Annotated in this window: 23 protein-coding genes and 1 riboswitch; of the genes, 7 read left to right on the top strand and 16 right to left on the bottom strand. The window is 66.8% G+C overall.

Annotated features, from left to right (window positions below):
* Nucleotides 1–3 precede the first annotated feature (3 nt).
* The 6 genes from RQI28_RS02215 to RQI28_RS02240 form a co-directional block, all read right to left on the bottom strand.
* Complete coding sequence (locus RQI28_RS02215; RefSeq protein ID WP_311220954.1) at nt 4–786, bottom strand: ABC transporter ATP-binding protein; 783 nt, start codon at nt 784–786, stop codon at nt 4–6.
* Nucleotides 787–793: 7 nt separating this feature from the next.
* Complete coding sequence (locus tag RQI28_RS02220) at nt 794–2,992, bottom strand: TonB-dependent receptor domain-containing protein (protein WP_311220955.1); 2,199 nt, start codon at nt 2,990–2,992, stop codon at nt 794–796.
* A 73-nt stretch (nt 2,993–3,065) separates the two neighbouring features.
* A riboswitch (cobalamin riboswitch) is annotated at nt 3,066–3,314 on the bottom strand.
* 28 nt (nt 3,315–3,342) lie between these two features.
* On the bottom strand, nt 3,343–5,544 hold the full coding sequence (locus RQI28_RS02225) for a TonB-dependent siderophore receptor (RefSeq protein WP_311220956.1): 2,202 nt from the start codon (nt 5,542–5,544) through the stop codon (nt 3,343–3,345).
* Nucleotides 5,545–5,600: 56 nt separating this feature from the next.
* On the bottom strand, nt 5,601–7,031 hold the full coding sequence (locus RQI28_RS02230; protein WP_404976856.1) for an ABC transporter permease subunit: 1,431 nt from the start codon (nt 7,029–7,031) through the stop codon (nt 5,601–5,603).
* A gap of 41 nt (nt 7,032–7,072) precedes the next feature.
* Entirely contained in the window at nt 7,073–8,470 is a 1,398-nt protein-coding gene (locus tag RQI28_RS02235; RefSeq protein ID WP_311220958.1) for an ABC transporter permease subunit, read from the bottom strand.
* Nucleotides 8,467–9,177 (bottom strand): ABC transporter ATP-binding protein, encoded by a 711-nt coding sequence (locus RQI28_RS02240; protein WP_311220959.1) that lies wholly within the window; start codon nt 9,175–9,177, stop codon nt 8,467–8,469. The genes RQI28_RS02235 and RQI28_RS02240 overlap by 4 nt, the downstream gene beginning before the upstream one ends.
* 213 nt (nt 9,178–9,390) lie before the next feature.
* Between RQI28_RS02240 and RQI28_RS02245 the strand changes: the two genes are divergently transcribed.
* Nucleotides 9,391–9,780: a transcriptional repressor gene (locus tag RQI28_RS02245; RefSeq protein WP_311220960.1), complete on the top strand. Its 390-nt coding sequence runs from the start codon at nt 9,391–9,393 to the stop codon at nt 9,778–9,780.
* Between the two features lie 152 nt (nt 9,781–9,932).
* Here RQI28_RS02245 and RQI28_RS02250 read toward each other — a convergent pair whose 3' ends face one another.
* The 10 genes from RQI28_RS02250 to RQI28_RS02295 form a co-directional block, all read right to left on the bottom strand.
* A complete protein-coding gene (locus RQI28_RS02250; protein WP_311220961.1) occupies nt 9,933–10,148 on the bottom strand; it encodes a molybdopterin-binding protein in 216 nt (71 codons plus the stop codon).
* A gap of 111 nt (nt 10,149–10,259) precedes the next feature.
* Nucleotides 10,260–11,048, bottom strand: a complete 789-nt coding sequence (locus tag RQI28_RS02255) for an ATP-binding cassette domain-containing protein (protein ID WP_311220962.1) — start codon at nt 11,046–11,048, stop codon at nt 10,260–10,262.
* Between the two features lie 5 nt (nt 11,049–11,053).
* Nucleotides 11,054–12,016, bottom strand: a complete 963-nt coding sequence (locus RQI28_RS02260; protein ID WP_311220963.1) for an aliphatic sulfonate ABC transporter substrate-binding protein — start codon at nt 12,014–12,016, stop codon at nt 11,054–11,056.
* A 155-nt stretch (nt 12,017–12,171) separates the two neighbouring features.
* Nucleotides 12,172–13,032: an aliphatic sulfonate ABC transporter permease SsuC gene (ssuC, locus tag RQI28_RS02265; protein ID WP_311220964.1), complete on the bottom strand. Its 861-nt coding sequence runs from the start codon at nt 13,030–13,032 to the stop codon at nt 12,172–12,174.
* Nucleotides 13,029–13,406, bottom strand: a complete 378-nt coding sequence (locus tag RQI28_RS02270) for a VOC family protein (RefSeq protein ID WP_311220965.1) — start codon at nt 13,404–13,406, stop codon at nt 13,029–13,031. Before RQI28_RS02270 ends, ssuC begins: the two co-directional genes overlap by 4 nt.
* 37 nt (nt 13,407–13,443) lie before the next feature.
* On the bottom strand, nt 13,444–14,691 hold the full coding sequence (locus tag RQI28_RS02275) for an FMNH2-dependent alkanesulfonate monooxygenase (protein ID WP_311220966.1): 1,248 nt from the start codon (nt 14,689–14,691) through the stop codon (nt 13,444–13,446).
* 99 nt (nt 14,692–14,790) lie between these two features.
* Entirely contained in the window at nt 14,791–15,003 is a 213-nt protein-coding gene (locus RQI28_RS02280) for a hypothetical protein (protein ID WP_311220967.1), read from the bottom strand.
* A 52-nt stretch (nt 15,004–15,055) separates the two neighbouring features.
* Entirely contained in the window at nt 15,056–16,018 is a 963-nt protein-coding gene (locus RQI28_RS02285; RefSeq protein WP_311220968.1) for a sulfonate ABC transporter substrate-binding protein, read from the bottom strand.
* 154 nt (nt 16,019–16,172) lie between these two features.
* A complete protein-coding gene (ssuE, locus tag RQI28_RS02290) occupies nt 16,173–16,763 on the bottom strand; it encodes an NADPH-dependent FMN reductase (protein WP_311220969.1) in 591 nt (196 codons plus the stop codon).
* 39 nt (nt 16,764–16,802) lie between these two features.
* Complete coding sequence (locus RQI28_RS02295) at nt 16,803–17,825, bottom strand: sulfate ABC transporter substrate-binding protein (RefSeq protein WP_311220970.1); 1,023 nt, start codon at nt 17,823–17,825, stop codon at nt 16,803–16,805.
* A 142-nt stretch (nt 17,826–17,967) separates the two neighbouring features.
* Between RQI28_RS02295 and RQI28_RS02300 the strand changes: the two genes are divergently transcribed.
* From RQI28_RS02300 to RQI28_RS02325, 6 genes are all read left to right on the top strand, one after another.
* Nucleotides 17,968–18,240 (top strand): oxidative damage protection protein, encoded by a 273-nt coding sequence (locus RQI28_RS02300; RefSeq protein ID WP_311220971.1) that lies wholly within the window; start codon nt 17,968–17,970, stop codon nt 18,238–18,240.
* A gap of 146 nt (nt 18,241–18,386) precedes the next feature.
* On the top strand, nt 18,387–20,303 hold the full coding sequence (gene mnmC, locus RQI28_RS02305) for an FAD-dependent 5-carboxymethylaminomethyl-2-thiouridine(34) oxidoreductase MnmC (protein ID WP_311220972.1): 1,917 nt from the start codon (nt 18,387–18,389) through the stop codon (nt 20,301–20,303).
* A 222-nt stretch (nt 20,304–20,525) separates the two neighbouring features.
* Nucleotides 20,526–22,382, top strand: a complete 1,857-nt coding sequence (locus tag RQI28_RS02310; protein WP_311220973.1) for a nitrite/sulfite reductase — start codon at nt 20,526–20,528, stop codon at nt 22,380–22,382.
* Between the two features lie 18 nt (nt 22,383–22,400).
* The gene (locus RQI28_RS02315) at nt 22,401–22,787 is read left to right on the top strand and encodes a DUF934 domain-containing protein (RefSeq protein ID WP_311220974.1); all 387 of its coding nucleotides are present in this window, start codon (nt 22,401–22,403) and stop codon (nt 22,785–22,787) included.
* A 59-nt stretch (nt 22,788–22,846) separates the two neighbouring features.
* Nucleotides 22,847–23,788 carry a sulfate adenylyltransferase subunit CysD gene (gene cysD / locus RQI28_RS02320; RefSeq protein WP_311220975.1) on the top strand — a complete coding sequence of 314 codons (942 nt, stop codon included), beginning with the start codon at nt 22,847–22,849 and terminating at the stop codon, nt 23,786–23,788.
* A complete protein-coding gene (locus RQI28_RS02325; protein WP_311220976.1) occupies nt 23,788–25,158 on the top strand; it encodes a GTP-binding protein in 1,371 nt (456 codons plus the stop codon). Before cysD ends, RQI28_RS02325 begins: the two co-directional genes overlap by 1 nt.
* Nucleotides 25,159–25,222: the final 64 nt, after the last annotated feature.

A 25,222-nucleotide genomic window follows, 5' to 3' on the forward strand; every position in this document is an offset into this window, starting at 1 on the left:
ACTTCATGCCGCTGCCCGTTCAAAAGCCCACAGCGTGCCGCCATGGCGTGGGTGCCGCGTGTGCACCAGTTCCATGCCGAACACGGCAGCCACCCGCACGGCGCTCAGCGCTTCGGCAGGCGGGCCGTCGGCCACCAGCCGGCCGCCGTGCAGCACCCAGGCGCGCGTGGCAAAACCGGGCACCAGCCCCAGTTCATGCAGCGCGGCAACGACGGTGATGCCCAGCCCGCGCACCAGCGCCAGCAGGTCGGCACGTGCGGCCAGATCCAGGTGGTTGGTGGGCTCGTCCAGCAGCAGCAGCGTGGGCTCTTGCGCCAGCGCCCGCGCCAGATGCACGCGTTGGCGCTCCCCGCCCGACAGGGTGCCCAGCGCGCGCCCCGCCAGCGCACCGGCTGCGCAGGTCTGCAGGGCCTGGTCCACGGCGCGCGCATGCTCGGCGCGGCTGGCGCGGTGCTGATGCGGCAGCCGGCCGAAGGCGACGTAGTCGCGCACCATCAGGCCCGTGTCCACCGTGTCGGCCTGGCCCAGCAGCGCCACATGGCGGGCACGCTCTGCTGCGGGCCAGGTGGCCAGGTCGTGCCCCAACAGCCGCACAGCACCCTGCGTGGGCGCAATGCGGGCGGCCAACAGCTTCAGCAGCGTGCTCTTGCCCGCACCGTTGGGCCCCACCAGCGCCACGCATTCGCCGGGCTGCACACGCGCATCTATGGGCGCGAGCAGCTCGCGCCCCTGCGCCGTGTGAAAGGCGGCGCCCTGCAGTTGCAGCACCGGGGTAGGCAAGGTCATGTGAAGGCTAGAGCGTCCAGCGCAGGGCCAGCTCGTAGCTGCGCGGTGCGCCCAGCAGGATCTGGTCGGGGTAGAACGGGTCGGACCAGGCGGCGTAGACGCGGTTGCCCAGGTTGCGCCCGCGCAGCGTGAGCTGCACGCCGCGCGCCACGTCCACCGACAGGGCGGCGTCGAACGCGGTGTAGGCGCTCAGCCGCACGGTGTTGGCGTCGCTGTGAAAGCGCTCGCCCACATGCCGTACCGACGCCGACAGCTGCATGGGCACGCCCGCGATAAAGCGATACCCCACGCCCGCGTTGGCCACCACGCGTGGAGCGTTGGGCGGCTGATTGCCCGAGAACGATGCGCCATTGGCCAGCGTGTAGCCGTCGTAGCGCGCACGGTTCAATGCCAGGTTGGACCAGACGCTCCAGCGCGCATCAGGCCGCAGCGCCACGGAGGCCTCTGCCCCATGCGACTTGAGCGCGCCGGCCTGCGCCAGCTGCTGGCCGCCTTGCGCGGCATAGACGTTGCGGCGCTCGGTGTCGTAGTACGCAAACGTCCATTCGCCGCGCTGCTGCCAGAACGATTGCTTCACGCCCACCTCGGCGTTGCGCGTGCGGGTCAGATCCAGCGGCTGGGAGGCGCCCAGCAGAAAGATGTTGTTGGCCGCCACGTCAGCCGCGGTGCCGTACTGGCCGTAAAAGGTGGTGCCGGGCGCCGCCTCCCAGGTCAGGCCGATGCGGCCGGTGGTGGGGTTCCAGGTCTTCTCATACGGAAAGCCCGTGCGCTGAGCGCCCGCCGCGTTGGCCGAACTGCGGTCCAGCGCGATGCGCTCGTGCCGCAGCCCGCCGATCAGCGCCACGGCCGGGGTCAGCTTGAGGCGATCTTCCAGCGCCAGCACGGTGTTGCGGATGCGCGTGGTCTGCAGCTGCGTGGTCAGCCGGCCATAGCTGCCGCGCTGCGGGTCCACCAGGCTCACACTGTCGCCCGGAAAGTTGGCCGCGCCGGGGCGGTCCAGGTCCATGTCGCTGTATTCGAAGGCGGCCACCACGCGGTTGTCCAGGCCCGCCACACGGCTGTCCCACTGCCATTCGGTCTTGTTGCCCCAGCTGGTCTGGTCCTGGGCGACGTAGAAGCGCTCGCGGTCGACCAGGCCGGTGGAAGCGTTGAACGCGCTGATCTCGTTGTTGAGCCAGGTGCGGTCGGCGGTGTAGCGCCAGAACTGGCTGCGCAACACCACGGCATCGCTCGCCTGCCACTCGCCGCCGGCGCGCGCCCAAGTCTCGCGCGCTTCGTTGCGGTTGTCCTGCACGTTGTAGTTGGTGCGCAGCGTGCGCCGGTCGATGGTGACCGGTCCCAGGTCGCTGCCATTGAAACCGGACACGTAGGTGCCCGACACCACGCCACCGCGCGGCTGCACGCCCGCAGCGCCGGCCGACACCAGCGGCGTGCCCCAGTAGCTGCTGCCGTCATCGCGCTTGGCCTCGCCCGCCACGAAGAGCTTGAGCCCCGGCAGCACGCGCCAGTCGAGCCCGCCCGACACATGCCGGTTGCGCTGGCCGGTGTCGTCGATGAAGCCATCGCTGTTCGATGCGCTGGCGTCGATTCGGTAGTCGAGGTCTTTCCACGCCGTGGTGCCACCCGAGCCCATCGACAAGCGCCGGTCGCCGAACGAGCCCACCGACGTGTTCACCTCGGTGCGCACCGGCCCCTGGTGCGGTGCCTTGGTGACGAAATTCACCGCGCCACCCGTGGCGCCCTCGCCCGACATCAGCGATGCCGCGCCCTTGAGGAATTCGATGCGTTCCAGGTTGGCCGTGTCCATCACGCGCGAGGTCATGTTGGGCGGGCCGATCTTGATGCCGTTGTAGAGCGTGTTGATCTGGCTGTTGGCAAAGCCGCGCATCGAGAACGCGCTGGGCTCGGCCGGAAAGTCTCCGGCCAGCACGCCCACCGCCGCCTGGGCGGCTTCGGTCACCGTGCGCAGGCCGCGCTCGGCCAGCACCTCGCGCGGCACCACGTCGATGGAAGCGGGCGTTTCGCGCACCGTGAGGCCCAGGCGCGATGCGCTGTCGGTGCGCTGCTCAAGCAACGGGCTGGGCGCAGCGGATTCCTTGACGACGACATCAGGCAAGGTACCTGAGTTCTGTGCATGCAAAGGGAAAGCAGCGGCCAGGGCGAAAGGCAACACGGCCAGGCGCAGGGAACGAGGAAAGTGGCTCATACGATGATCGAAGACAAATAGGCCCGGTGCCGGCCTCCCGCCAGCATTGGAGCGTAAAGGCCCTGCTCCGTCGGAGCAGAACCCACTTGTTGGCCGGTATCCGGGCTGGCGGAACAATCCCCTTGAGCCTTCCCAGGTGCTTGTTCAAGGCAATCCAGTGGCTGTGAAAAAGGGGAGCGGGTCACCTATCTGGCGACCCATCCGTTGACCGTTGCGGGGGCAGCGCAGGCGCAGCACTTTCCTGTTCGGTAGTGCCTCCCTGCTTCCCGTTGAACTGCAGCATGCGAACCATGCCACGAGCACCAACGGCGCGATTCTAGGGGCATGGATACAGCGTCAAGCAAGGCCGCTCAAAAGTCATACCTGGCAGACAACTCGAACGTGCGCTGTGGAGCGAGCAGCACCTGGCTGGTGGCCCGGCCTGCATAACTGGCATACAGCTTGTCCGTCAAATTGCGCACTCGGAAGGTGAGCAACACGGGCCTCACGCGCCAACTGGCCGCCACGTCGGCCGTGGTGTAGCCGTTGATACGGATCTGATTGGCGTTGTCCGTGTACATCTTGCCGGTGCGGTTGACCGAGAGGAACAGATCCACCGGGACGTCCTTGAACCGGTAGTTGGCGAACAGGTTCACGATGCGCTCGGGCACGTTGGGCGGCGTGTTGCCCACGCGCGATACCCCGCCCGCCTCGGTCAGCGTATCGAAGCGCGCATCCAAAGCCGCCACGTTGCCCGACAGCGTGAGCTGCTTCGTGGCGCGCCAGGCGGCCGCCAACTCCACTCCGCGCGAGGATTGCTGGCCATTGTTGACGGTGACATTCGCGTCGTTCGGGTCGCGCGAGAGCACGTTGTCCAGGGTGATGTGGTAGGCGGCGGCCGTCCATTCCACCGTGGCAAAACTCTGCTTGAACCCGACCTCCAACTGCTTGCCCTTGGACTGTGGGAACCTCGCGTTGCCCGCCGACAGCAAGAAGAGAGAGCCCACCGGAATGGTGGCATTGGTGTACTGCGCGTAGACAGAAGACTCTTTACTGAGGTCGAACACCGTGCCCAGGCGTGCGGAGTTGGCGGAGTACTTCGTGCCAAAGGCGCTGAAAGTGCCGAGGTTGAGGTCGGTCACGCTGCGGTCCACGTCCACACGGTCATGGCGCAGGCCGCCCACCAATGTCCAGGCAGGGGTGAGCTTGAGCGAATCTTCGGCAAAGACCGAGGTGCTGCGCACATCCGAGGTGAAGTTGGTGCGGTTGCCACCGCCGGCCATGAGGGCCGGGTCGTCGTTGTAATTGCCCACCACCGGGTCGAACAGCGGCACGCGAAGGCTGGCAGCGGTGGCGGCCGAGCCGTTCGAAAAGCGCCGCGTGTTGTCGAAATCTGTCTTGCTGATCTCGCCGCCCACCACGAACTTGTTTGCCATGCCCGCAAGGCGCCCCTGGTGCGACGCATCCAGCCGGTTGGACAGGTAGTGCTGGTCGTGCGCGATGGTGGTCTGGTCGCGCGTGATGGATGCGGGGGCGGTGAACGCCGCGCTCTCGGAATTGCGCCACAGCCGGTCGACCTTGTTGGCCGTCAATTCATTGCGCAGCGTCCATTCAGGCGTCACGCGGCTGGTGATACGGGCGCGCAGCCAGTAGGCCTCGGACTGGTTCTTGTCGTCCAGTATGTTGTAGTTGGTGCGTGCGATGCGCCGGTCCACCACGCGCCCGTCGGGCGTGCTGACCACGTTGGTGGGCTCGGTGGAAAGGCTGCGCGGGATGAGTGGCGTGCCCCAGTAGGCATGGCCCTCGTCGCGCGAGTAGTCGAACGAAAGGTCGAGCCGGGTAGCGCGCGCCACGTCGAACGACAGGCCTGTGGTCAGGTGTTCTAGCTTCTCGCTGTTGCGGTCGATGGTTCCCACGCGGGAGTCGTTGCGGCTGTAGTCGATGCGGTAGGCGCCGGTCTCGCCCACCGCGCCGCCCAGGCCCACGGCGGCACGGGTCGAGCCATAGCTGCCGTAAGACAACAGGGCTTCGCGGCCGGGGTTGCCGCGGTCGGGCCGCTTGGTCTGGAAGTTGACGATGCCGCCGATGGCGCTGTCGCCCTGCAGCACCGACGCCGGGCCCTTGAGCACCTCGATGCGCTCGTAATTCCAGGTGTCTTCCACCCGGTTGGTCACGCCCGCGCCGGACATGCGCACGCCGTCGTACAGGTACAGCACATTGGTGAAGCCGCGCATCGACAGCGTGGTGGGTGCCGCGGGCGTGCCACCGCCCGCCATGCCGGCCGCGCCGCGCAACGCTTCGCTCAAGGTGCGTGCGCCGCGCTCTTGCATCACGTCCTGCGAAATGATTTCCACCGATGCGGGAGTTTCCCGCAGCGTGAGCCCCAAGCGCGATGCGCTGGTGCTGCGGTTGTCCAGCTGCAGGCTGTCGCGGTCCTGCCCGCTCTGTATGTTGACGGCGGGCAGTTCGCGCTCGGGCTCTGGGGTCTGGGCCCAGCTGGCCTGCGTGGCAGCGGCCACCGCCAGCGCCACGGCGGTTCGGTTGAATCGGTTGAATCGGTTGAATCGGTTCATGGGATCGTCTTCTCGGGGTTCTTCTTGGGATGGATAGGCGTGATCGGATCTGGCCGCTACACCACGCGGTAGCGGCGCAGCCGCCAGAGCGCTATGCCCAGCAGCACCAGGGTGGGCAGCAGCAGTTGCAGCACGGCCCGCGCGGCCTGGGCCTGCACGGTGCCCGGCGCTTCGTCGCGCCACGCAAAGGCAGGGATGTGCGCGAAGTCCGCCTCGGTGATGGCCAGGCCGCCGTCGATGCGGGGAAAGAAGAAGTCCTTCCATGCCTGGTGGTATGCGTTGACCTGCGCCATGAACCAGGCGTTGCGGCTGTGGCCCGTGCCCGCCAGTGCGGTGATTCCCTCGTACGCCACCGCTGCCGGAGACACGGCGCCCCAGCGGGCCACCAGCGCCTGCTGGCGGGCCTGCTGCGCGTCGAAGCGATCTAGCTCTGGCTGCAGCGTGTCGTCCACCTTGCGCTGGATGCGGTAGTTGGCCATGGCCCGCCCGCTCATGGCCAGGCGGCCGTCCTTGGGCACCAGCACGTCGGGCTTGTCCACATGCTCGTAGTCGGTGGCCAGCAGTGCGGCGTTCTGCGACATGGCCTGCGCGGTGACCACGCGGGTGCGCGTGGCCAGTTCGGCACGCGAGGGGGCCGGGCTGGTGTGCGTGACCGCGATGTTCAGCAGCACCGGCACCACCAGCACCAGCACCACCCAGCCGATGATCAGCACCATCGCATTGGTGGCCGAAGACCGGCCGAAGGCATTCACCGCCACCACCGCCGTGAACCAGAAGAGCGCATAGGCCCCCACCACCAGCGCCCACCACAGCGTGGCGCCGGGCATGGCCAGGGCCTGCGGGCGGGCCACCAGCAGCACGGCCAGCGGCACCAGCACGGCGGCCCCCAGCAGCACCGCCGCGCGCACGGCGATTTTGCCGGCGATGAGCGTGGGCAGTGCCAGAGGCTGCGAGAGCAGCAGGCGCAAGGTGCCGTCTTCCTTCTCGCCCGACAACAGGTTGTAGCTGAGCGCGAAGATCAGCAGCGGCAGCAGGTACACCACCACGAACGCCAGGTCGAAGTGCCCGCTGAGCAGGTGCCAGGGGTTCTCGATGTCGTTGTTGTGCAGGAAGTTGACCTTGCTCTGGTGCGTGACCTTGAACTGCGCGGGGAACAGGTCGGTCTGCCCCAGAGCCACCGGCGCCAGCGCGGCGCTGGGCATCACGGCGTATTGCGCGCCCAGGCCGCTCGCCATATTGGCGGGGTTGGCCGGGTTGCCGAACGGCGTAGGCGTTTCGCTGCCCGCCGTGATGCGCTGGAGCTGCGCCAGCTGGTCGGCGCGCGCCTGCACATCGGCCGCTACCAAGGCCGCCTGCGCAGTGTCGCGATGCGTGGTCTGCAGCACACCGTTGAAGAGCGCGTAGCCGATGAGCAGCAGGAACAGGCCGCCCACCCACCACAGGCTGCGCTCCTTGAGCAGCAAGCGCAGCTCTTGCCGGGCGACCATGCGAAATCGTTGGAACTGAAATACTTGCACGGATGGTTTCCTTACAGCGCCCGCTGGCGCGCCACGGCAGCCCAGGCGAAGGCAACGGCCAGCGCCAGGCTGGCGCACAGCACCGCCAGGCTCGCGCCGCTGCGGGCCAGGGCCCAGCCCACGGAGGGCGCGTGGTACTCGAAAGCCGGCACGCGCGCCCACAGCGACGGGCTGGCCTGGTAGGCGAAGTGCTGGTGGCCCAGCGGGTCGGCGTGCTCCACCAGGTCCTGGCTCACGATGTCCTGGATGACGCGGCGGTGGCGCTCCGCAGCGGTGGTGAAATCACGGTGGTGCACAAAGTCGGTGCCTGCCATGGCGGTGGAGAAGGTGCGAATGGCCAGCAGCGGCATCAACAGGCCACCGGCTTCCTGCACCGCCTGCTGGTTCTCCCAGGTGTCCCACAGCCGGCCGAAATGGCGGTCGTACACGGCGTAGCTGGACTGGTCATCGAGCTTGAGGGCGATGCCCCACTTGTTGAGCGGCACATCGCGGCTCCAGCGCTCGGTGGTGCCAAAGGCCTGCATCCACACCTTGTCGGAGGTGGCCTTGCGGTCGGCATCCAGCGCCTGGTTGAATTCGAGCCGCGTCGGGCTGGGGAACACGGCGCGCGACAGCTCGGACATCACGCGCGGCGCCACTACGGTGTTGGCGATCCACAGCGCCAGCAGCACGGTGATGGCCACGCGCGAGGTGCGCGATGCGGCCGACACACCGAGCGTGATGAACACGAAGATCGCCAGGTACAGCGCATAGCCCAGCGCCAGGCCGGCAAAGCGCAGCAAGGCGTCGCCGCGCTCGCCACCGGCGGCAGACAGCGCCACCACCGCCGCCGCAATCAGCGCGGCCGGCAGCAGCAACGCCGCCAGTCCCATGCCCAGCGCGGCCGCCTTGCCCCACAGCAGGCGCAGCGGCGGCACGCCCAGGCTCAGCGTCTGGCGCAAGATGCCCTGCTCGCGCTCGCCCGCAAACGCGTTGAAGCCCAGCACCACCACCAGCAAAGGGCCCAGCACCTGCAGGATCCAGCCCACCGACAGATCGCCAAAGCGCTGCAGGCCGGTGGCGTCCTGCGCGGGGCGGAACTTCACCTCGCTTTGCCGGTGCGCCTGCAGCCACACCGTGCTGCCGATGTAGGGGTTGATGCCGGGGTCCAGCAGCGCCAGTGCCGCGTCGGGCTTGAAGGCGTGCATGCCCTGGTGCGCAGCGTCGTGCGGATGGCGTGCGCCCTGCCGCAACCAGTCCTGATAGTCGGAATTCTGCGCAGCAGCCTGCTCTGCGCGTGCTTCCTTCTGGTGGCCGTAACCCACGGCCAGCGCGGTGAACAGCAGCAGCATGACCAGGCCGCCCGCCCAGTACAGCCGCCCGTCGCGCAGGCGCTCGCGCAGGTCCTTGAAGGCAATCAGCCAGATCATTGGCCGCCCCGCATGTGCCGCAGGTACAGGGCCTGCAGGTCGGTGTCGCTGATCTGCTGGCTGTCCAGGCTCTCGACCAGGCGCCCCTCTTTCATGATGCCAATGCGCGTTGCCGTCTGCTTGGCGTGGAACAGGTCGTGCGTGGTGGCCAGAATGGCCACGCCCGCGTCGCTCGCACGCTGCAGCAGCGTGGTGAACTCGGCCGCGGCATGCGGGTCGAGGCCCGAGGTGGGCTCGTCCAGCAGCAGCGCCTTGGCGTCCTTGGCCAGCGCCACGGCGATCCAGATCTTCTGGCGCATGCCTTTGGAATACGCGGCCACCCGCTTGTCGGCTGCGCCGGCGTCGAGCCCCACCTGCGCCATCAGCTCCAGCAGGCGCGTGCGTGGCGGTGGCTCACCCAGCGCCAGCGCCGCAAAGTAGCGCAGGTTTTCCAGACCGGTCAGCGTGCCGTACAGATTCACCTGCTCTGGGATGTAGGCCACGTACTGCTTGGTGGCGACCGGCTCCAGCGCGACATCCACCCCCTGGATCAACGCCTTGCCGCCATCGGCGTCGATGAAGTTCAGAAACAGGTTGACCGTGGTCGTCTTGCCCGCCCCGTTAGCGCCCAGCAGGCAGTAGATCTCGCCTGGGCGGATGAGCAAGTCGAGCGGATGCAGGGCGATGTGTGCGCCGTAGCGTTTGGTCAGGCCGATGGCTTCAAGCACGAGGATTTTTCTCCAGTCGGACGCAGGAAAAGAGGCAGGCTCGCTACGACGACCGGACAGTCCGTGCGTAACCCTGGAAACTTGGCGTTGCAAGATCAGTCGAAAATGATAATGCATTATCGATATCATCAAAACAGAAACTGGCGCTGACTGGGGCTCGATCACGCACCCCACCGATAATTCGTGTCCAACTCCCCGACGCCACACGCCCCGATGGAACGATCCACCAAGCAACGCACTGCCATCAACGAAGCCATTGCGCACGCGCAACGTCCCCTGACGCCCCAGGAGGTGCTGGAAAGCGCACGGGAAAGCGTGGAAGGCCTGGGCCTGGCGACGGTCTATCGCAACATCAAGGCGCTGGTGGAAGATGGATCGGTGCAGGTGGTGAACCTGCCGGGCGAGAGTCCGCGCTATGAATCCGCCGCGCAAGATCACCACCACCACTTTCAGTGCACGGCGTGCTCGCGGGTGTTCGACGTACACGAATGCCCCGGCGACCTGCGCAACCTGGCGCCCAAAGGGTTCACGGTGGAACGCCACGAACTGACGCTCTATGGCCTTTGCGCAGACTGCGCCCCCTCGCGCAAGAGCAAGAGCTAAAGCACTCGTAGCTGCACCCTGCAACGACTGGGAGTGCGAGTTGCAAAGAAAAAGGCGAGCCGTAGCTCGCCTTTTCTTTTGCTATTTATTTTATAGCTATCAGCGCTTTATTCATAAGCGCTACAGGCCTTTTTGACCTTAAATAGCTCCACTCACAGCTTGGCGATCGACACTTCGGTGGACTTCACCAGCGCCACGACGTCGGAGCCGATGACCAAGCCCAGTTCGTCAACCGAGCGGGTGGTGATGACCGACGTGACGATGCCCCAGGGCGTCTCGACATCGACCTCGGACACGACGTCGCCGCGAACGATCTCGCGTACCTTGCCCTTGAATTGATTGCGCACGTTGATAGCTTGGATAGTCATGGTTTTTTCCTTGAATAAGTCCGGGAACGGCTGGGTGGTGGGTGACTGAAAAAACTGGCAGGAAGACGACAGCTACACGGCCCAGCGCAGGCCGTGCGCAGGAACGCCGGGTCACCCGCTGTCTGAGGGGGCGCCGCCGCCCGCATCGGGCTTTTGCAGTACGCGGTCGAGGATGCGTTTTTCGATGGCGGCAAATGCGGCATCGCCTTGCGAGCGGGGCCGCGCCAGGTCGATGCGCTCGTCCAGTGCGATGCGGCCGTCCTCGATCAGGATCACGCGGTCGGCCAGAGCCACCGCCTCTTGCACGTCATGCGTGACCAGCAGCGCGGTGAAGCGGCTGCGCTGCCACAACCCTTCGATCAGGCGGTGCATCTCGATGCGGGTGAGCGCGTCCAGTGCGCCCAGGGGTTCGTCCAGCAGCAGCAGGCGTGGCTGGTGCACCAGCGCACGCGCCAGGGCCACGCGCTGGCGCTGCCCGCCCGACAGGCGCGCGGGCCACCCGGTCTCGCGCTCGGCCAGCCCCACTTGGGCCAGCACCTCGCGGCCCCGGTTGCGGCGCTGCGCGGGCAGGCCCAGCGTGACGTTGTCGAGCACACGGCGCCAGGGCAGCAGGCGCGCCTCCTGAAACATGATGCGGGTGTCGTCGTGCAGGCCGTGAACGTCTTTGCCATCGGTGGTCAGCGACCCGCTGGTGGCGGGCTCCAGGCCGGCGACCAGGCGCAGCAGCGTGCTCTTGCCGCAGCCGCTGCGGCCCACGATGGCCACGAATTCGCCGGGCTCGATGGTGAGCTGCGTGTTGCGTAGCACCTCGCGCTGGCCATAGCGCTTGTGCAGGCCACGCGCCTGCAGGCGCACGCCGCCGGAGCCTTCAGCTTGTTGGGTGTCGGGGGTCGTCGTCATGGTGATCAGGCTCCGGGCTGAAACAGCGGCACGTCGCGCGCATCGACGCGGCGCGGCAGCAATTTCTCGTTAAAGAAGGCGTCGGCAATGCGTTGCTGTTCGACCAGGCCTTCAGGGAACACCGGGTGCACGGAATAGCTGCGGCGGCTGTTGGCCTGCTCGATGATGGCGGCGTCCAGCCCCCACACCGGCGCCAGCAGCGCGGCGGCATCGCGCGGGTTCTGCTTGACCCAGCGGCCGACTTTTTCCAGCTCGGCGTAGATCACGCGCAGCACGTCGGGCCGGGCCTTGGCAAACGCGGTGCTGGCCAGGTAATAGCGCTGGTACGACGCGATGCCCGTGCCGTCGGCCAGCACGCGCGCGCCAGATTGCGCCCGAGCGGCGGCGAGGAACGGGTCCCACACCACCCAGGCGTCGATGGCGCCTTTTTCAAAAGCGGCGCGGCCATCGGCCGGCGTCAGGTAGGCAGGCTGAATGTCGGCGAACGACAAGCCAGCCTTTCCCAGTGCGGCAATCAACAGGTAATGCGCGCCCGCTGCCTTGGCAAAACCGATTTTGCGGACCTTCAGGTCGGCTACCGTCTTCAAGGGCGAATCGGCCTTGACGAGGATGGCCTGCGCGGTGGGCGAAGGCGCCTCCTGCGCAACGAAGGTCAGTTGCGCACCGGCGGCCTGTGCGAAGACCGGCACGGTGTCGGCCACGTCGGCGCTGAAATCGAGGTTGTCCAGGTTCAGCGCTTCCAGCAGCGGCAGGCCGCTGGTGAACTCATGCCAGGAGGTCTTCACGCCCAGGGGCGCGAGCTGCTTTTCCAGCGTGCCCTGAATCTTCAGCACGGCGATGAGCGTGGACGACTTCTGATAGCCGATGCGCACGGTGGAGGCGGTTGGCTGCTGCGCCAGCGCAGTGCCGCCCGCGGTAGCCAGGCCGATGGCCGCCAGGGCCGTGCGGCGAGTGAAAGACAAACTCATAGCGGTTCCTGTGAAAAAGTAACGAGGTCTGAAACCGGCGCGGGCCCAAGCCAGCAGACGCCGTGGAACTGGCTTCGCCAGGCCACCGGCGGCGTCCCCCTTCCCGCGCGCAGCGCGAGAGAAGGGGGAAGGCGCGCAGCGCCTCAGGGGGTTGCTCACTTTTGATAGCCGGGGTGCCAGCGCAGCCACCATTGCTCCAGCGCGCGGGCGAACACGTCCGCCAGCTTGCCCAGCAGCGCATACAACAAGATGCCCACCAGCACGATGTCGGTCTGCAGGAATTCACGCGCGTTCATGGTCAGGTAGCCGATGCCCGATTGCGCCGAGATGGTTTCGGCCACGATCAAGATCACCCACATCAGCCCCAGCGAAAACCGCAGGCCCACCAGAATGGACGACAGCGCGCCGGGCAGGATGATTTCGCGGTACAGCTGCCAGCGGCTCAGCCCGTAGGTGCGGCCCATCTCGATCAGCTGCGGATCGACATTGCGAATGCCGTGGAAGGTGTTCAGGTAGATCGGAAAGAACACCGACACGCTGATCAAAAAGAGCTTGGCCGACTCATCGATGCCGAACCACAGAATCACCAGCGGAATCAGCGCCAGCGCCGGAATGTTGCGCACCATCTGAATAGTGGAGTCGAGCAGCGTCTCGAAGATGCGCAGCGAGCCGGTGAGCAGGCCCAGCACCAGGCCCAGCCCGCCGCCGATGGCCAGCCCTGCCAACGCACGGCCCGCGCTGACCTTCACGTGAACCCACAGCTCGCCCGACACTGCCAGCGTCCAGGCGGCCTTGACCACATCGACAGGTGCGGGCAGCACGCGCGTGGACAGCCAGCCCTGCGACGACGAGACCTGCCAGATCACGATGAGCGCCACCGGCACCAGCCAGGGCAGAAACAGGCGCCAGGCGGTCAGCAGCACCTGCCGGGCGCCGGCTGACAGCGCGCCGCCGGCGGGCGCCTCCAGCGCTTCGGGCAGCGGGGAGACCTGCAGTTCGCGAATCGATTGCGTCATACCGGCAACTCCTGTTCAGTGTCGGGTTCCAAAAATTCCAGTTGATTGCCCGCCGGGTCCTTCACGTAGAACCGCAGGTAGCCAGGCAGCGCCCGGTTCTCTACCAGCGGCAATTCGGCCTGCAACAGGCGGCCGCGCAGCTCGGGCAGGTTGTCTACTTCGAAGGCCAGGTGCGACACCACCGGCGCAGCAGCCCAGCGCTCCGTCGGCACCAGTTCGATGCGCTGTGCGCCGGCCGCGAAATGCAGCGCATTGCCGGTGGCCGCGTGGCGCAGCTCGGTCAGGCCCAGCAGCGCGCTGTAGAAATTGCGGATCTGTCCTTCGGCACCGGCCGGAAACGCCAGCTGCACGTGGTTGATGGAATGGATCGCCATAGTGTTCTTTCGTTGTCTGAGGGCGGTTCGGCCCGGTTCAGCTTTGTGCCGAGCGCGGCACGTACTGATTGCCCACCGTCTCGCCGAAGGGGCCCAGCGGGTTGCCACCGGCCAGTTGTTCCTGCACCGCCAGCGGCAGCAGCGGAAACACCAGTTCGGCAAAGCGATAGGCTTCTTCCAGATGGGGGTAGCCCGACAGCACGAAGGTGTCGATCCCTAAGTCCGCGTATTCCTTGATGCGCGCGGCCACGGTCTGCGGATCGCCCACCAGGGCCGTGCCCGCGCCGCCGCGCACCAGGCCCACGCCAGCCCACAGGTTGGGGCTGATCTCCAGGTCGGCGCGGCTGCGTCCAATCGCCGACGGGCCGCCCCTAGGCGATTGAGCCCCCTCGGGGGGCAGCGAGGACGCGTCAGCGCCGAGCGTGGGGGCTTTGTTTCTCGCCCTTGCATGCAGCGCGGCCATGCGGCGCTGGCCCTCGGAATCCATGCGTGCAAAAACGGCCTGTGCCTGCACCACGGTTTCGTCCTTGACCCGGCTGATCAGGTCTTCGGCGGCGGCCCAGGCGGCGGCATCGGTTTCGCGCACGATGACGTGCAGGCGGATGCCGAACTTCACCGTACGGCCCAGGCGCGCGGCCTTCTCGCGCACGTCGGCCACCTTCTTGGCCACTTCGGCAGGTGGCTCGCCCCAGGTCAGATAGGCGTCCACCTGTTCGGCGGCCAGGTCGTGCGCCGCGGCAGACGAGCCACCGAAGTACACCGGCGGATAAGGCTTTTGCAACGGCGGAAACAACAGCTTGGCACCTTTGACGGACAGGTGCTCGCCCTCCAAGTCGAGCGTCTCGCCGTCGTGGCTGCGCGTCAGGATTTCGCGCCAGATGCGAATGAACTCGGCCGACTGTTCGTATCGCGCAGCGTGGTCCAGAAAGACCCCATCGCCTTCCAGCTCGGTCTTGTCACCGCCCGTCACCAGGTTGATGAACAAGCGCCCGCCCGAGAGCCGGTCGAAGCTGGCCGCCATGCGCGCAGCCAGGCTGGGTTGGTGCAGGCCCGGGCGCACGGCGACCAGAAACTTCAGCCGCTTGGTAGCACCGATCAGCGCAGAGGCGATCACCCACGGGTCTTCGCACGAGCGGCCGGTGGGAATCAACACGCCTTCGTAGCCCAGGCTGTCGGCTGCCACGGCAATCTGCTTGAGGTAGTCGAAGCTGAGCGCACGGCCACCTTCTGCGGTGCCCAGATAGCGGCTGTCGCCGTGGGTAGGAATGAACCAGAACATGTGCATGGGGATCTCCTGCGGGTCTTGCGATGTGTAGTGGTGGCGGGCGCGCTCTTCTTGGGGACCAGCGCGCGCCGCTCGTCGATCAGTCAGTCGTTCGGTCGATCAATACGAGATGTCGAACCCATGCGCCGAAAGCCGCAGCCGCGAAGGGCTGGCGCTGCGCCGGTCGCGGCAGACGACGGCGCGTGCCGCTGCGACGATGGAACGGCGCGCGACGGCTTTGGCAGCAGGAGCGGACACATCCCAGGCCTGGGCGGTCACGCTCAGCACATGCGCTGCGCGCTCGGACGGAAGAAGATGATTCGGATGGGACATGGCGGTCTCCGGGAATGGCGGTTTCACGCGTTGCGAATGCGTCGTGTCGTGGTCAGACGAGATCGACCGGCGCTGCATGTAGCAGGTTGATCTTTTTCGGGATCAGCTTCAGGTCGAAGAACGTGTCTGCGATGACCTGTTGCTCGGCCAGGATCTGGCGGGTGACCACCGAGGTGCCGTAGCCCGCGCGGCTGATGAACAGCTCGGTGATGGAGCGATCCAGCCCCAGCAGGGCCGACAGCTCGGTCGCCGCCGCAGGCTTGTTCTTTTCGACCCACGCATCCACCGCGTTGACCTCTTCGATGGCCACCTTCAGCACGTCGGCATTGCGGGTAGCGAAGTCACGCGAGGTGAAATAGAAGGCGCGGTTGTTCACCACGCCGGTGGCGTCTGCCAGCAGGCGAGCGTCCAGCGTTTTCTGCGCAGCGGCCAGGAACGGATCCCAGATGACCCACGCATCGACGGCGCCGCGCTCGAAGGCGGCGCGGGCATCTGCAGGTGCCAGAAAGACCGGTTGCACGTCGGCGTACCGCAGGCCGTGCTTTTGCAGCAGCTTGACCAGGAAGTAATGCACGTTCGAGCCCTTGTTGAGGGCGACGCGCTTGCCCTTCAGCTCGGCCACGCTGCGGATGGGCGAGGCCTTGGGCACGATCACGGCCTCCAGCGTGGGCCGCGGCACGGTCGCGCCGGCATAGACCAGCGGCGCGCCGGCAGCCTGGGCGAAGATGGGCGGAGCCTCGCCCACGTCGCCAAAGTCGATCGAGCCGACGTTCAGGGCTTCCAGTTGCACCGGGCCGGCGTTGAATTCGATCCAGGTCACTTTTACGCTCAGCGGCGTCAGGCGCTTTTCCAGCGTGCCACGGCCCTTGAGCAGCGCGAGCCAGCCTTTCTGGTGCCCTATGCGCAGCACGCGATCGGCTTTCTGCGCCCACACGACTGGTGCACCGGCGATAGCCGCAGCGCCTGCGGTGGCTGCCAGCAACTGGCGACGCGAGAGATTCAGGTGCGAGGTCATGTCAAAGGACTCCGGTTCGATGCGTGCGGCTGGCACAACATTGGGGCAAGGCTGCGCCTCATCGCCGGCTCCGGCAGGTGCACGGGCGGGGCGGTATCGGCGACACAAAATTGAGGGAATGCGGTGAAGGCAGGCCTGCTGCAGGCCCTGTGCGTCAGACGCTACATCGCACTTGCGAGAAATGCACCGGTGAGAAATGCGTGGCCGGTAGCGGCTGCGGCCGCAAGGCTTCGCTGACCAGCGTGTGCACGGCCTCGTCAAGCCGTGCGCCCACGTCGGGGCCGACGGAATACGCGCCCTCAGGCGTCAAGGCCACCTGGGCATCGGTCGCGTAGATGCCAGGCAGGATGTGCTTGGCGCCAAGCGACTGCAGCACCGGGCGCAGCGCGTAGTCAAGCGCCAGCATGTGGTGCGGACTGCCACCCGTGGCCAGCGGCAGCACGGTCTTGCCCTTGAGCGCAGTCTGGGACAGCAGATCGAGAAAGACCTTCAGCACCCCGCTGTACGCTGCCTTGTAGACCGGCGTTGCTACGACCAGCACGCTCGCGTTCTGCACCAGTTGCACCGCATGCGCAATGCTGGGGTGGCCAAGATCGGCCAGCAGCAGCGCCTGCGGCGACAGGTCACGAATATTCAGGCGCTGCACCGCAGCGCCCTGGCGTTGAAGCCTGTGCGACACCGCATCCAACAAGACGGCCGATCGCGAACGTTCGGACGGGCTGCCAGCGATCAAAAGTACGGACATGGTGGATGTGACCGGTGGGGCGTGCTGTGGCGCTGGTGCTTACTTGCGATTGGTGTAGATCTGGTCGAAGCTGGCACCGTCGGCAAAGTGCTCCTTGTCAGCCTTGGCCCATCCGCCGAACGCTTGATCAATCGTCACCAGCGTCAGCTTGGGGAACTGCTTGTCGTACTTGGCCTTGGCCTTTTCGCTCGTCGGGCGGTAGAAGTTCTTGCCGGCGATTTCCTGGCCTTCATCGGAATACAGGTACTTCAGGTATTCCTCGGCCAATGCGCGGGTGCCCTTCTTGTCGACGTTCTTGTCGATCACGGCCACCGAGGGCTCTGCCAGGATGGAAATCGACGGCACGACGATCTCGAACTTCTCGGGGCCGAATTCCTTCAGCGCCAGGAAAGCTTCGTTTTCCCAGGCCAGCAGCACGTCGCCTACGCCGCGTTGCACGAAGGTGATCGTCGAGCCGCGCGCGCCTGTGTCCAGCACGGGCACGTTGCGGTAGAGCTTTTCGATGAAATCCTTGGCCTGCGCGTCGCCGCCGTACTTGCGCTTGGCAAATTCCCATGCGGCCAGATAGTTCCAGCGCGCGCCGCCCGAGGTCTTGGGGTTGGGGGTGATGACCTGCACGCCCGGCTTGGCCAGATCGTCCCAGTCCTTCAGACCCTTGGGATTGCCCTTCTTGACCAGAAAGACGATGGTGGAGCTGTAGGGCGCCGAGTTGTGCGGCAGGCGCTTTTGCCAGTCGGCCTTGAGCAGGCCGTGTGATGCGAGCGCATCGATATCGCCCCCCAAGGCCAGCGTGGCCACGTCGGCGTCGATGCCGTCGATGATCGAGCGGGCCTGCTTGCCCGAGCCGCCGTGCGACTGCTTGAACTGCACGTACTGACCGGTCTTGGCCTTCCAGTGCTTGCCGAAGGCCTGGTTGTATTCCACATACAGCTCGCGTGTCGGGTCGTACGACACGTTGAGGAACGAGACGGTCTGCGCAAACGACGGCAATGCCGTCAGGGCCAAGCCGGCCACCAGGGCAGCAGCCAGAGGAAACTTGATAAAGTCGCGGCGCACGTTCATTGAGAGGCTTTCTTGTCGTTGGGAATCGGTGCACATCACCGATGCAACGCATTCTGAAAGCCCCTCTTTAAAACTGGAACTACTCAAATTTCAGTTTCTAATACCGAAAACATCTAAACCCTATTCCGCAGGAAACCCATTCATGGCACGTACCGTTCAATGCATCAAGCTCGGCAAGGAAGCCGAAGGCCTTGATTTCCCCCCCTATCCCGGCGATCTGGGCAAGCGCATCTATGAAGGCGTGAGCAAGGAAGCCTGGGCCGGCTGGCTCAAGCACCAGACCATGCTGGTGAACGAAAACCGCCTGAACCTGGCAGACGCCCGCGCTCGCCAATATCTGGCGCGCCAGATGGAGCAGCACTTCTTCGGCGGTGGTGCCGATGCGGCTGCCGGCTACGTGCCGCCCAGCGCCTGATATCCATCACCCCCGGCCCGGCGCACCTTGGCAGGTCGCCGGGCTTTCTTTTTTGCGCTGAAAGCCGTGCATCGGCCTGATGCAGTTCAATGCGCGGCGCTCCGCGCGCCAGCCAACCAACCAGGCCCGCACAGACAATCCCCCGCATGTCCGAACCCATCGAATGGATGCCAGACGGCACGCCCTACAGCCCGCGCTTCGGCGACCGCTATCACAGCGAGCAAGGTGGCATCACGCAGGCGCGCGACACGTTCCTGCGCGGCTGCGGGCTGCCCGCGGCGTGGAAGGGCCAGCCGCAGTGGCGCATCCTGGAGACGGGCTTCGGCTTCGGGCTCAACTTCCTGGTCACCTGGGCGGCCTGGGCAGCGGACCCGGAACGGCCTCGACTGCTGCATTTCGTGTCGTGCGAGGCCTGGCCGGTCAGCGCCGCCGACCTGCTGCGCGCCGCAGGCGCTCACCCCGACCTGCTGCCGCTGGCACAGCAACTGCACGACCAGTTCTGGGGCCTGCTGCCGGGCGTGCACCGCCTGTCGTTCGAGGGCGGCGCCGTGCTGCTCACTCTGTATGTGGGCGACGCACAGGCCATGCTGCGCCAGCAGGCACCGCAGGCCGATTCGGTGTACCTGGACGGTTTCAGCCCGCAGCGCAACCCCGGCATGTGGGATGCGCACACCCTGAAAGCCGTGGCGCGCTGCTGCCGGCGTGGCACGCGGCTGGCCACCTGGACCATCTCGCGGCCTGTGCGCGATGCGCTGGCGCAGTGCGGCTTCATCGTTCAGAAAGTGCCGGGCACACCCCCGAAGCGCGACAACCTGCAAGCCACATACGACCCTGCATGGACGCCGCGCGTATCGCAGCAGGCCGAAGGCATCGATCCACCAGTAACCCAGGCGGGGCGCTGCGTCGTCATCGGCGGCGGCATGTCGGGCGCCGCTACCGCACGCAGCCTTGCACGGCGCGGCTGGCGTGTGCAAGTGCTGGACCAGGCGGCCACTCCGGCGGCCGGTGCGTCGGGCCTGCCCGCCGGGCTGTTCGCGCCCCATGTGTCGCGCGACGACGCGGTGCTGTCGCGCCTGTCGCGCAGCGGTGTGCGCACCACCTTGAACGCACTGGCCGCCCTGCCCGGCTTGAAGCCCGGGCAAGACTGGGCGGCCTGCGGCGTGCTCGAACACCGGGTCGACCGCGACGCCGGTGTGCCTGCGGACTGGAAAGACGGCGCGGGCGACGCATGGAGCGGGCCCGCCTCGCACGACCAATTGGAGCAGGCCGGCCTGCCCGCAGACACCGTGGCTTGCTGGCATGCGCGCGGCGGCTGGGTCAAGCCGGCGCGGCTGGTGGCCGAACTGCTGGCGCACGAGGCCATCACCTGGCGCGGCAAGCTGCAGGTCGCAACGCTGCGGCGCGACGAATCGTCGGCCCTCTGGCAGTGCTTCGATGCCGAAGGCGTGCTGCTGGCAGAGGCCGACTGCGTGGTCGTGGCGGCCGCTGGCGGCAGCGGGCCCTTGCTGCAGCACCGCTGGCGGCTGCAGTCGTTGCGAGGACAGATTTCATCGGGCACCGTGCCCGCAGGCGCGCAGGCCGCGTGGCCGCCGTTTCCGGTGAACGGCAACGGCAATCTGTTGCCCTGTGTGCCGGGCGACTCGGAAGAGTCTTCGTCGCAATGGCATCTCGGCTCCACCTTCGAGCGCGGCGAAAGCCGGTTGCCGCTGACGGCCGAAGAAGAAGCCGCCGCCCATGCAGCCAACCACGCCAAGCTGCGTGTGCTGCTGCCTGCTGCTGCTGAACAACTCGCAGAACACCCACCCTCCAGCGCCTGGGCCGGCGTGCGCTGCGCATCGACCGACCGGCTGCCGCTGGCCGGCCCGGCAGATGCGCTGGCCTGGCCGGGCCTGTGGGTGTGCACCGCCATGGGTGCACGCGGCCTGACGCTGTCGCTGCTGTGCGCAGAGCTGATCGCCGCGCGCCTGCATGGCGAGCCTTTGCCGCTCGATGCCCGGTTGGCCCGGGCGCTGGCGCCCGAGCGCCTGGCACCGGCAGAGGCGGCCCCACGCGCTGCGTCGTGAAAAACCGGCCCATCAGGCGCGCAGGCGCTGGGGGCCGCACACACCTTGCCAGCCCGCATGCAGCCTCGTGCATAAGCTTATTGGCATAAGAGCAGCACGAAACAATCGTTTGTGTCCATAAGGGTGGCTATTACAGTCGCCCGCAGGCACGATTTGGCGTCCGTTTCGACCCCGTCACTCCCGGCTCTGATCTGAGTGCGCACCGCAGCGCACAGCCCCACCATGTACCAATACACAGAATTCGATAAACAGTTCATCCGCCTGCGGGCAGAGCAATACCGCGACCAGCTGGAACGCTATTACGCCGGCAAGCTGTCAGGCGATGAGTTCAAGCCTCTGCGCCTGCAAAACGGCTGGTATGTGCAGCGCTATGCGCCCATGCTGCGCGTGGCGGTGCCTTACGGCGAGCTCTCCAGCACCCAGCTGCGCGTGCTGGCGAAGATCGCGCGGGAATACGACCAGCCAGACGCCACCCTGCTGGCCGACGCGCAGGCCGCGCAGGAGAAACTGGGCGACATTCCGCTGCACGACGGCCGCCGCATCGGCACCCGGCTGAAGTACGGTTACGGCCACTTCACCACCCGCACCAACGTGCAGTACAACTGGATTCCGCTGGACAAGAGCGCCGACGTGATGGACCTGCTGGCCAGCGTGCAGCTGCACGGCATTCAGACCAGCGGCAACTGCATCCGCAACATCAACAGCGACGCGCTGGCCGGCATCGCCGCCGACGAGATCGCCGACCCGCGCCCCTTCGCCGAAATATTGCGCCAGTGGAGCACGCTGCACCCCGAATTCGCCTTCCTGCCGCGCAAGTTCAAGGTGTCGCTGAACGGCGCACGCGAAGACCGCGCTGCGCTGGGCTGGTACGACGTGGGCCTGCAGCTGGTCAAGAACGCCACCGATGAACTGGGCTTCAAGGTGCGCGTAGGCGGCGGCATGGGCCGCACGCCGACCATCAGCCCGGTGCTGCGCGACTTCCTGCCGTGGAACCAGTTGATGAATTACCTGGAAGCGGTGATTCGCGTCTACAACCGCTACGGCCGGCGCGACAACCTCTGGAAGGCGCGCATCAAGATTCTGGTGAAGTCCGAAGGCCAGAGCTTCATCGACCAGGTCGATGAAGAGTTTCGCCAGATCGTGGAAGTGGAAGGCGGCCCGCACACCATCACGCAGGCCGAATACGACCGCGTGGCGGCCAACTTCCAGGAGCCCGCACTGGACCTGTCGCCCGCCGATGCCGAAGCCGAAACGCTGGCCCTGCTGCGCACCGCCACGGAAGAAGACAAGGACTTCGGCCGCTGGCTGACCCGCAACGTCGAACCCCACCGCCTGCCGCAGCTGCGCGCCGTGGTGCTGTCGTTCAAGCGCCTGGGTTATGCGCCCGGCGACGCCACGGCCGACCAGATGGAAGCCGCCGCCGACCTGGCCGACCGCTTCTCGGCCGGCGAGATGCGCGTGACGCACGAGCAGAACCTGGTGCTGCCCTGGGTGCGCCGCGACCAGTTGCCCGCGCTCTACAAGGCGGCCAAGGCCCTGGGCCTGGCGCAGCCCAACATTGGCCTGTTGACCGACATGATCGCCTGCCCCGGCGGCGACTTCTGCTCGCTGGCCAACGCGCGTTCGCTGCCCATTGCCGAGGCCATCACCGAGCGCTACCAAGACCTGGACGAGCTGTGGGACCTGGGCGAGATCGACCTGCACATCAGCGGCTGCATCAACAGCTGCGGCCACCACCACAGCGGCCACATCGGCATTCTGGGCGTCGACAAGGACGGCAAGGAGTGGTACCAGGTCACGCTCGGCGGCGCCGACGGCTCGGATCTCTCCGGCCCCGCCCAGCCGGGCAAGGCCATCGGCCCGTCGTTCAGCGCGTCGGAGATTCCCGGCGTGATCGAGGCCCTGCTGGCCACCTACCGCGAACAGCGCCAGGCCATCGAAGCCGACTCCGCCAGCGGCCCGCGCCACGAAAACTTCATCGACACGGTGCGCCGCGTCGGCATCGAGCCGTTCAAGCTCGCCGGCAATGCGGCCCGCCACCCGGCCGAGGCCCCGCAATCCGCCCCCGCCAACGCCTGAGCCTTTTTGAGAATCACTATGAAATTGATAGCTGCCAGCGCCCATTCCACAAGCGCGGAAGGCCAAAAAGTGCTTGAACTGGCCAATGACGCCGATCCGCTGCTGCAAGACCTGTCCGGCGTGACGCGCATCGACCTGCACTTTCCGAAGTTCACCGACGGCCGTGCCTACAGCCAGGCCCGCCTGCTGCGCCAGCGCGTGAAGTTCGCCGGCGAGATCCGCGCCACGGGCGACGTGCTGGTCGACCAGGTGGCGCAGATGGCCCGTTGCGGCTTCGACGTGGCGGTGCTGCGCGAAGGCCTGGACATCGCCGACGCCCAGCGCCAGCTCGACCGCTTTCCGGCCTTCTACCAGGGCGACGTGGACCAGCCGCTGCCGCATTTCCGGCAGACCGAGGCGGCTTGAGCTCGATCCATTCAGCCCGCCTTGCAAAGACAAGCAGCACAGAAAGCGAAGCAAAGCGCATGAACGCCCGAATCGATGAACCCCAAGCCACGGCGCTGAGCCAGCTCAGCAACCGCCACCTGAACGCGCTGGAAGAAGAAACCATCTTCATCCTGCGCGAGGTGGCCGCCGCCTTCGAACGCCCCACCTTGCTCTTTTCAGGCGGCAAGGACTCACTGGTGATGCTCAAGTGCGCCGAAAAGGCTTTTGGCGCGGGCCGCATCCCTTACCCGCTGCTGATGATCGACACGGGCCACAACTTTTCGGAAGTGACCGACTTTCGCGACTTCCGTGCCAAGGAACTGGGGGCCGAGCTGATCGTGCGCAGCGTCGAAGATTCGATGGCGCGCGGCACCGTGCGCCTGGCGCATCCAGGCGAGTCGCGCAACGTGCACCAGTCGGTCACGCTGCTCGAGGCGATTGAAGAATTCCGCTTCGACGCGCTGATCGGCGGCGCCCGCCGCGACGAGGAAAAGGCCCGCGCCAAGGAGCGCATCTTTTCGCACCGCGACAGCTTCGGCCAGTGGGCTCCGAAGGCCCAGCGGCCCGAGCTGTGGACGCTGTTCAACACGCGTCTGGCGCCCGGCGAGCACTTTCGTGTGTTCCCGATCAGCAACTGGACCGAGCTGGACGTGTGGCAATACATCGAGCGCGAAAACATCGCCCTGCCCAGCATTTACTACACCCACAAGCGCCAGGTGGTGAATCGCCGCGGCATGCTGATGCCGGTGACCGAGCTGACACCGCCGCGCGACGGCGAAACCGTGGAAACGCGCGACGTGCGCTTTCGCACCGTGGGCGACATCACCTGCACCGCCCCGGTGGAGAGCACGGCCGCCACCGCTGCCGACATCGTCATCGAGACGCTGGCCGCCGACGTGAGCGAGCGCGGCGCCACCCGCATGGACGACCAGACCAGCGACGCATCGATGGAAAAGCGCAAGAAGGACGGGTATTTCTGATGACCACTACTAATTTGATAGCTGCCAACGCTTATCCATCAAGCGCTACAGGCCTAAATGACCATCAATCTGCGCTCAAGTTCATCACCTGCGGCTCGGTCGATGACGGCAAGAGCACGCTGATCGGCCGCCTGCTGGTCGACAGCCGGGCCGTGCTGCAAGACCACCTGGCAGGCGTGCAGCGCGGCGGCGAGACCGATCTGGCGCTGCTGACCGACGGCCTTTCCGCCGAGCGCGAACAGGGCATCACCATCGACGTGGCCTACCGCTACTTCGCCACCGAAACGCGCAAGTTCATCATCGGCGACGCGCCGGGCCATGAGCAGTACACGCGCAACATGGTCACGGCCGCGAGCAGCGCCGACGCCGCCGTGGTGCTGGTCGATGCCACCAAGCTCGACTGGAAGAACCCGCAACTGGCCCTGCTGCCGCAGACGCGCCGCCACTCGCTGCTGGTCAATCTGCTGCGCGTGCCCTCGCTGGTGTTCGCCGTGAACAAGCTGGACGCAGTGGCAGATCCGGCCCTCGCCTTCACCCACATCCGCGCGGCCCTCGACCAGTTCGCGCAGGCCGCCGGCATCGCCGTGCGCGCCACGGTGCCGGTGTCGGCATTGAAGGGCTTCAACGTCGTCGACGGCACTCCCGGCTGGTGCGGCTATGACGGCCCCAGCCTGCTGCAGCTGCTGGAGCTGCTGCCCAACACGCCTGCGGACGTGGCGCTGCCCGTCGCGTTCCCGGTGCAGTGGGTCGAGAAGTTCTCGGGCTCGGCCGACACATCGCAAGGCCGCCGTGTTTTCTGGGGCCGCGTCGCTGCGGGCCAGGTCACGCCGGGCACGGCCGTGCAGGTCTTCCCAAGCGGCCAGCTGGCCACCGTAGCCCAGGTGCTCGACCATGCGCGCCGCCCCGGCAACGTGCAGGCCGGCACCAGCGCCGGCATCGTGCTCGACCGCGAGGTGGACGTGTCGCGCGGCGACTGGATTCTGGCCGCGCCCGTGGCCCCAGCGCAGGCGGCCGGCGATGACGATTTCGACACGCCGGCGTCGGTGCCCGCCTGGCCCGGCCAGCGCGAGCTGCTCACCACCGTCGCCTGGATGGACGACGAGCCGCTGGTGGCGGGGCGCGTGTACTGGGCGCTGCACGGCCACCGCTGGGTCAAGGCCAAGGTGCGACGCGTGGTGCACCGGCTGGACATCAACACCCTGGCCGAAGAAGACGCTTCGCAGCTCGACCCCAACGCCATCGGCCATGTGGAACTGCTGCTGCAAGAGCCCCTGCCCGCTGCGCCCTTCACGCAAGCCCGCGTGCTGGGCTCGCTGATTCTGGTAGACACCGCCAGCCACAGGACCGCTGGCGCAGCGCTGGTACGTTGACCCAGGGCACGAATCCTTCCCGCCGCAAGGGCCGGGCCCACAGCCCGGCCCCTGAAACGGCCTA

This window comes from Acidovorax sp. WCS2018Noco2-16, assembly GCF_031843945.1.
In the GTDB taxonomy this organism is placed as follows: Bacteria; Pseudomonadota; Gammaproteobacteria; order Burkholderiales; family Burkholderiaceae_C; genus Paracidovorax.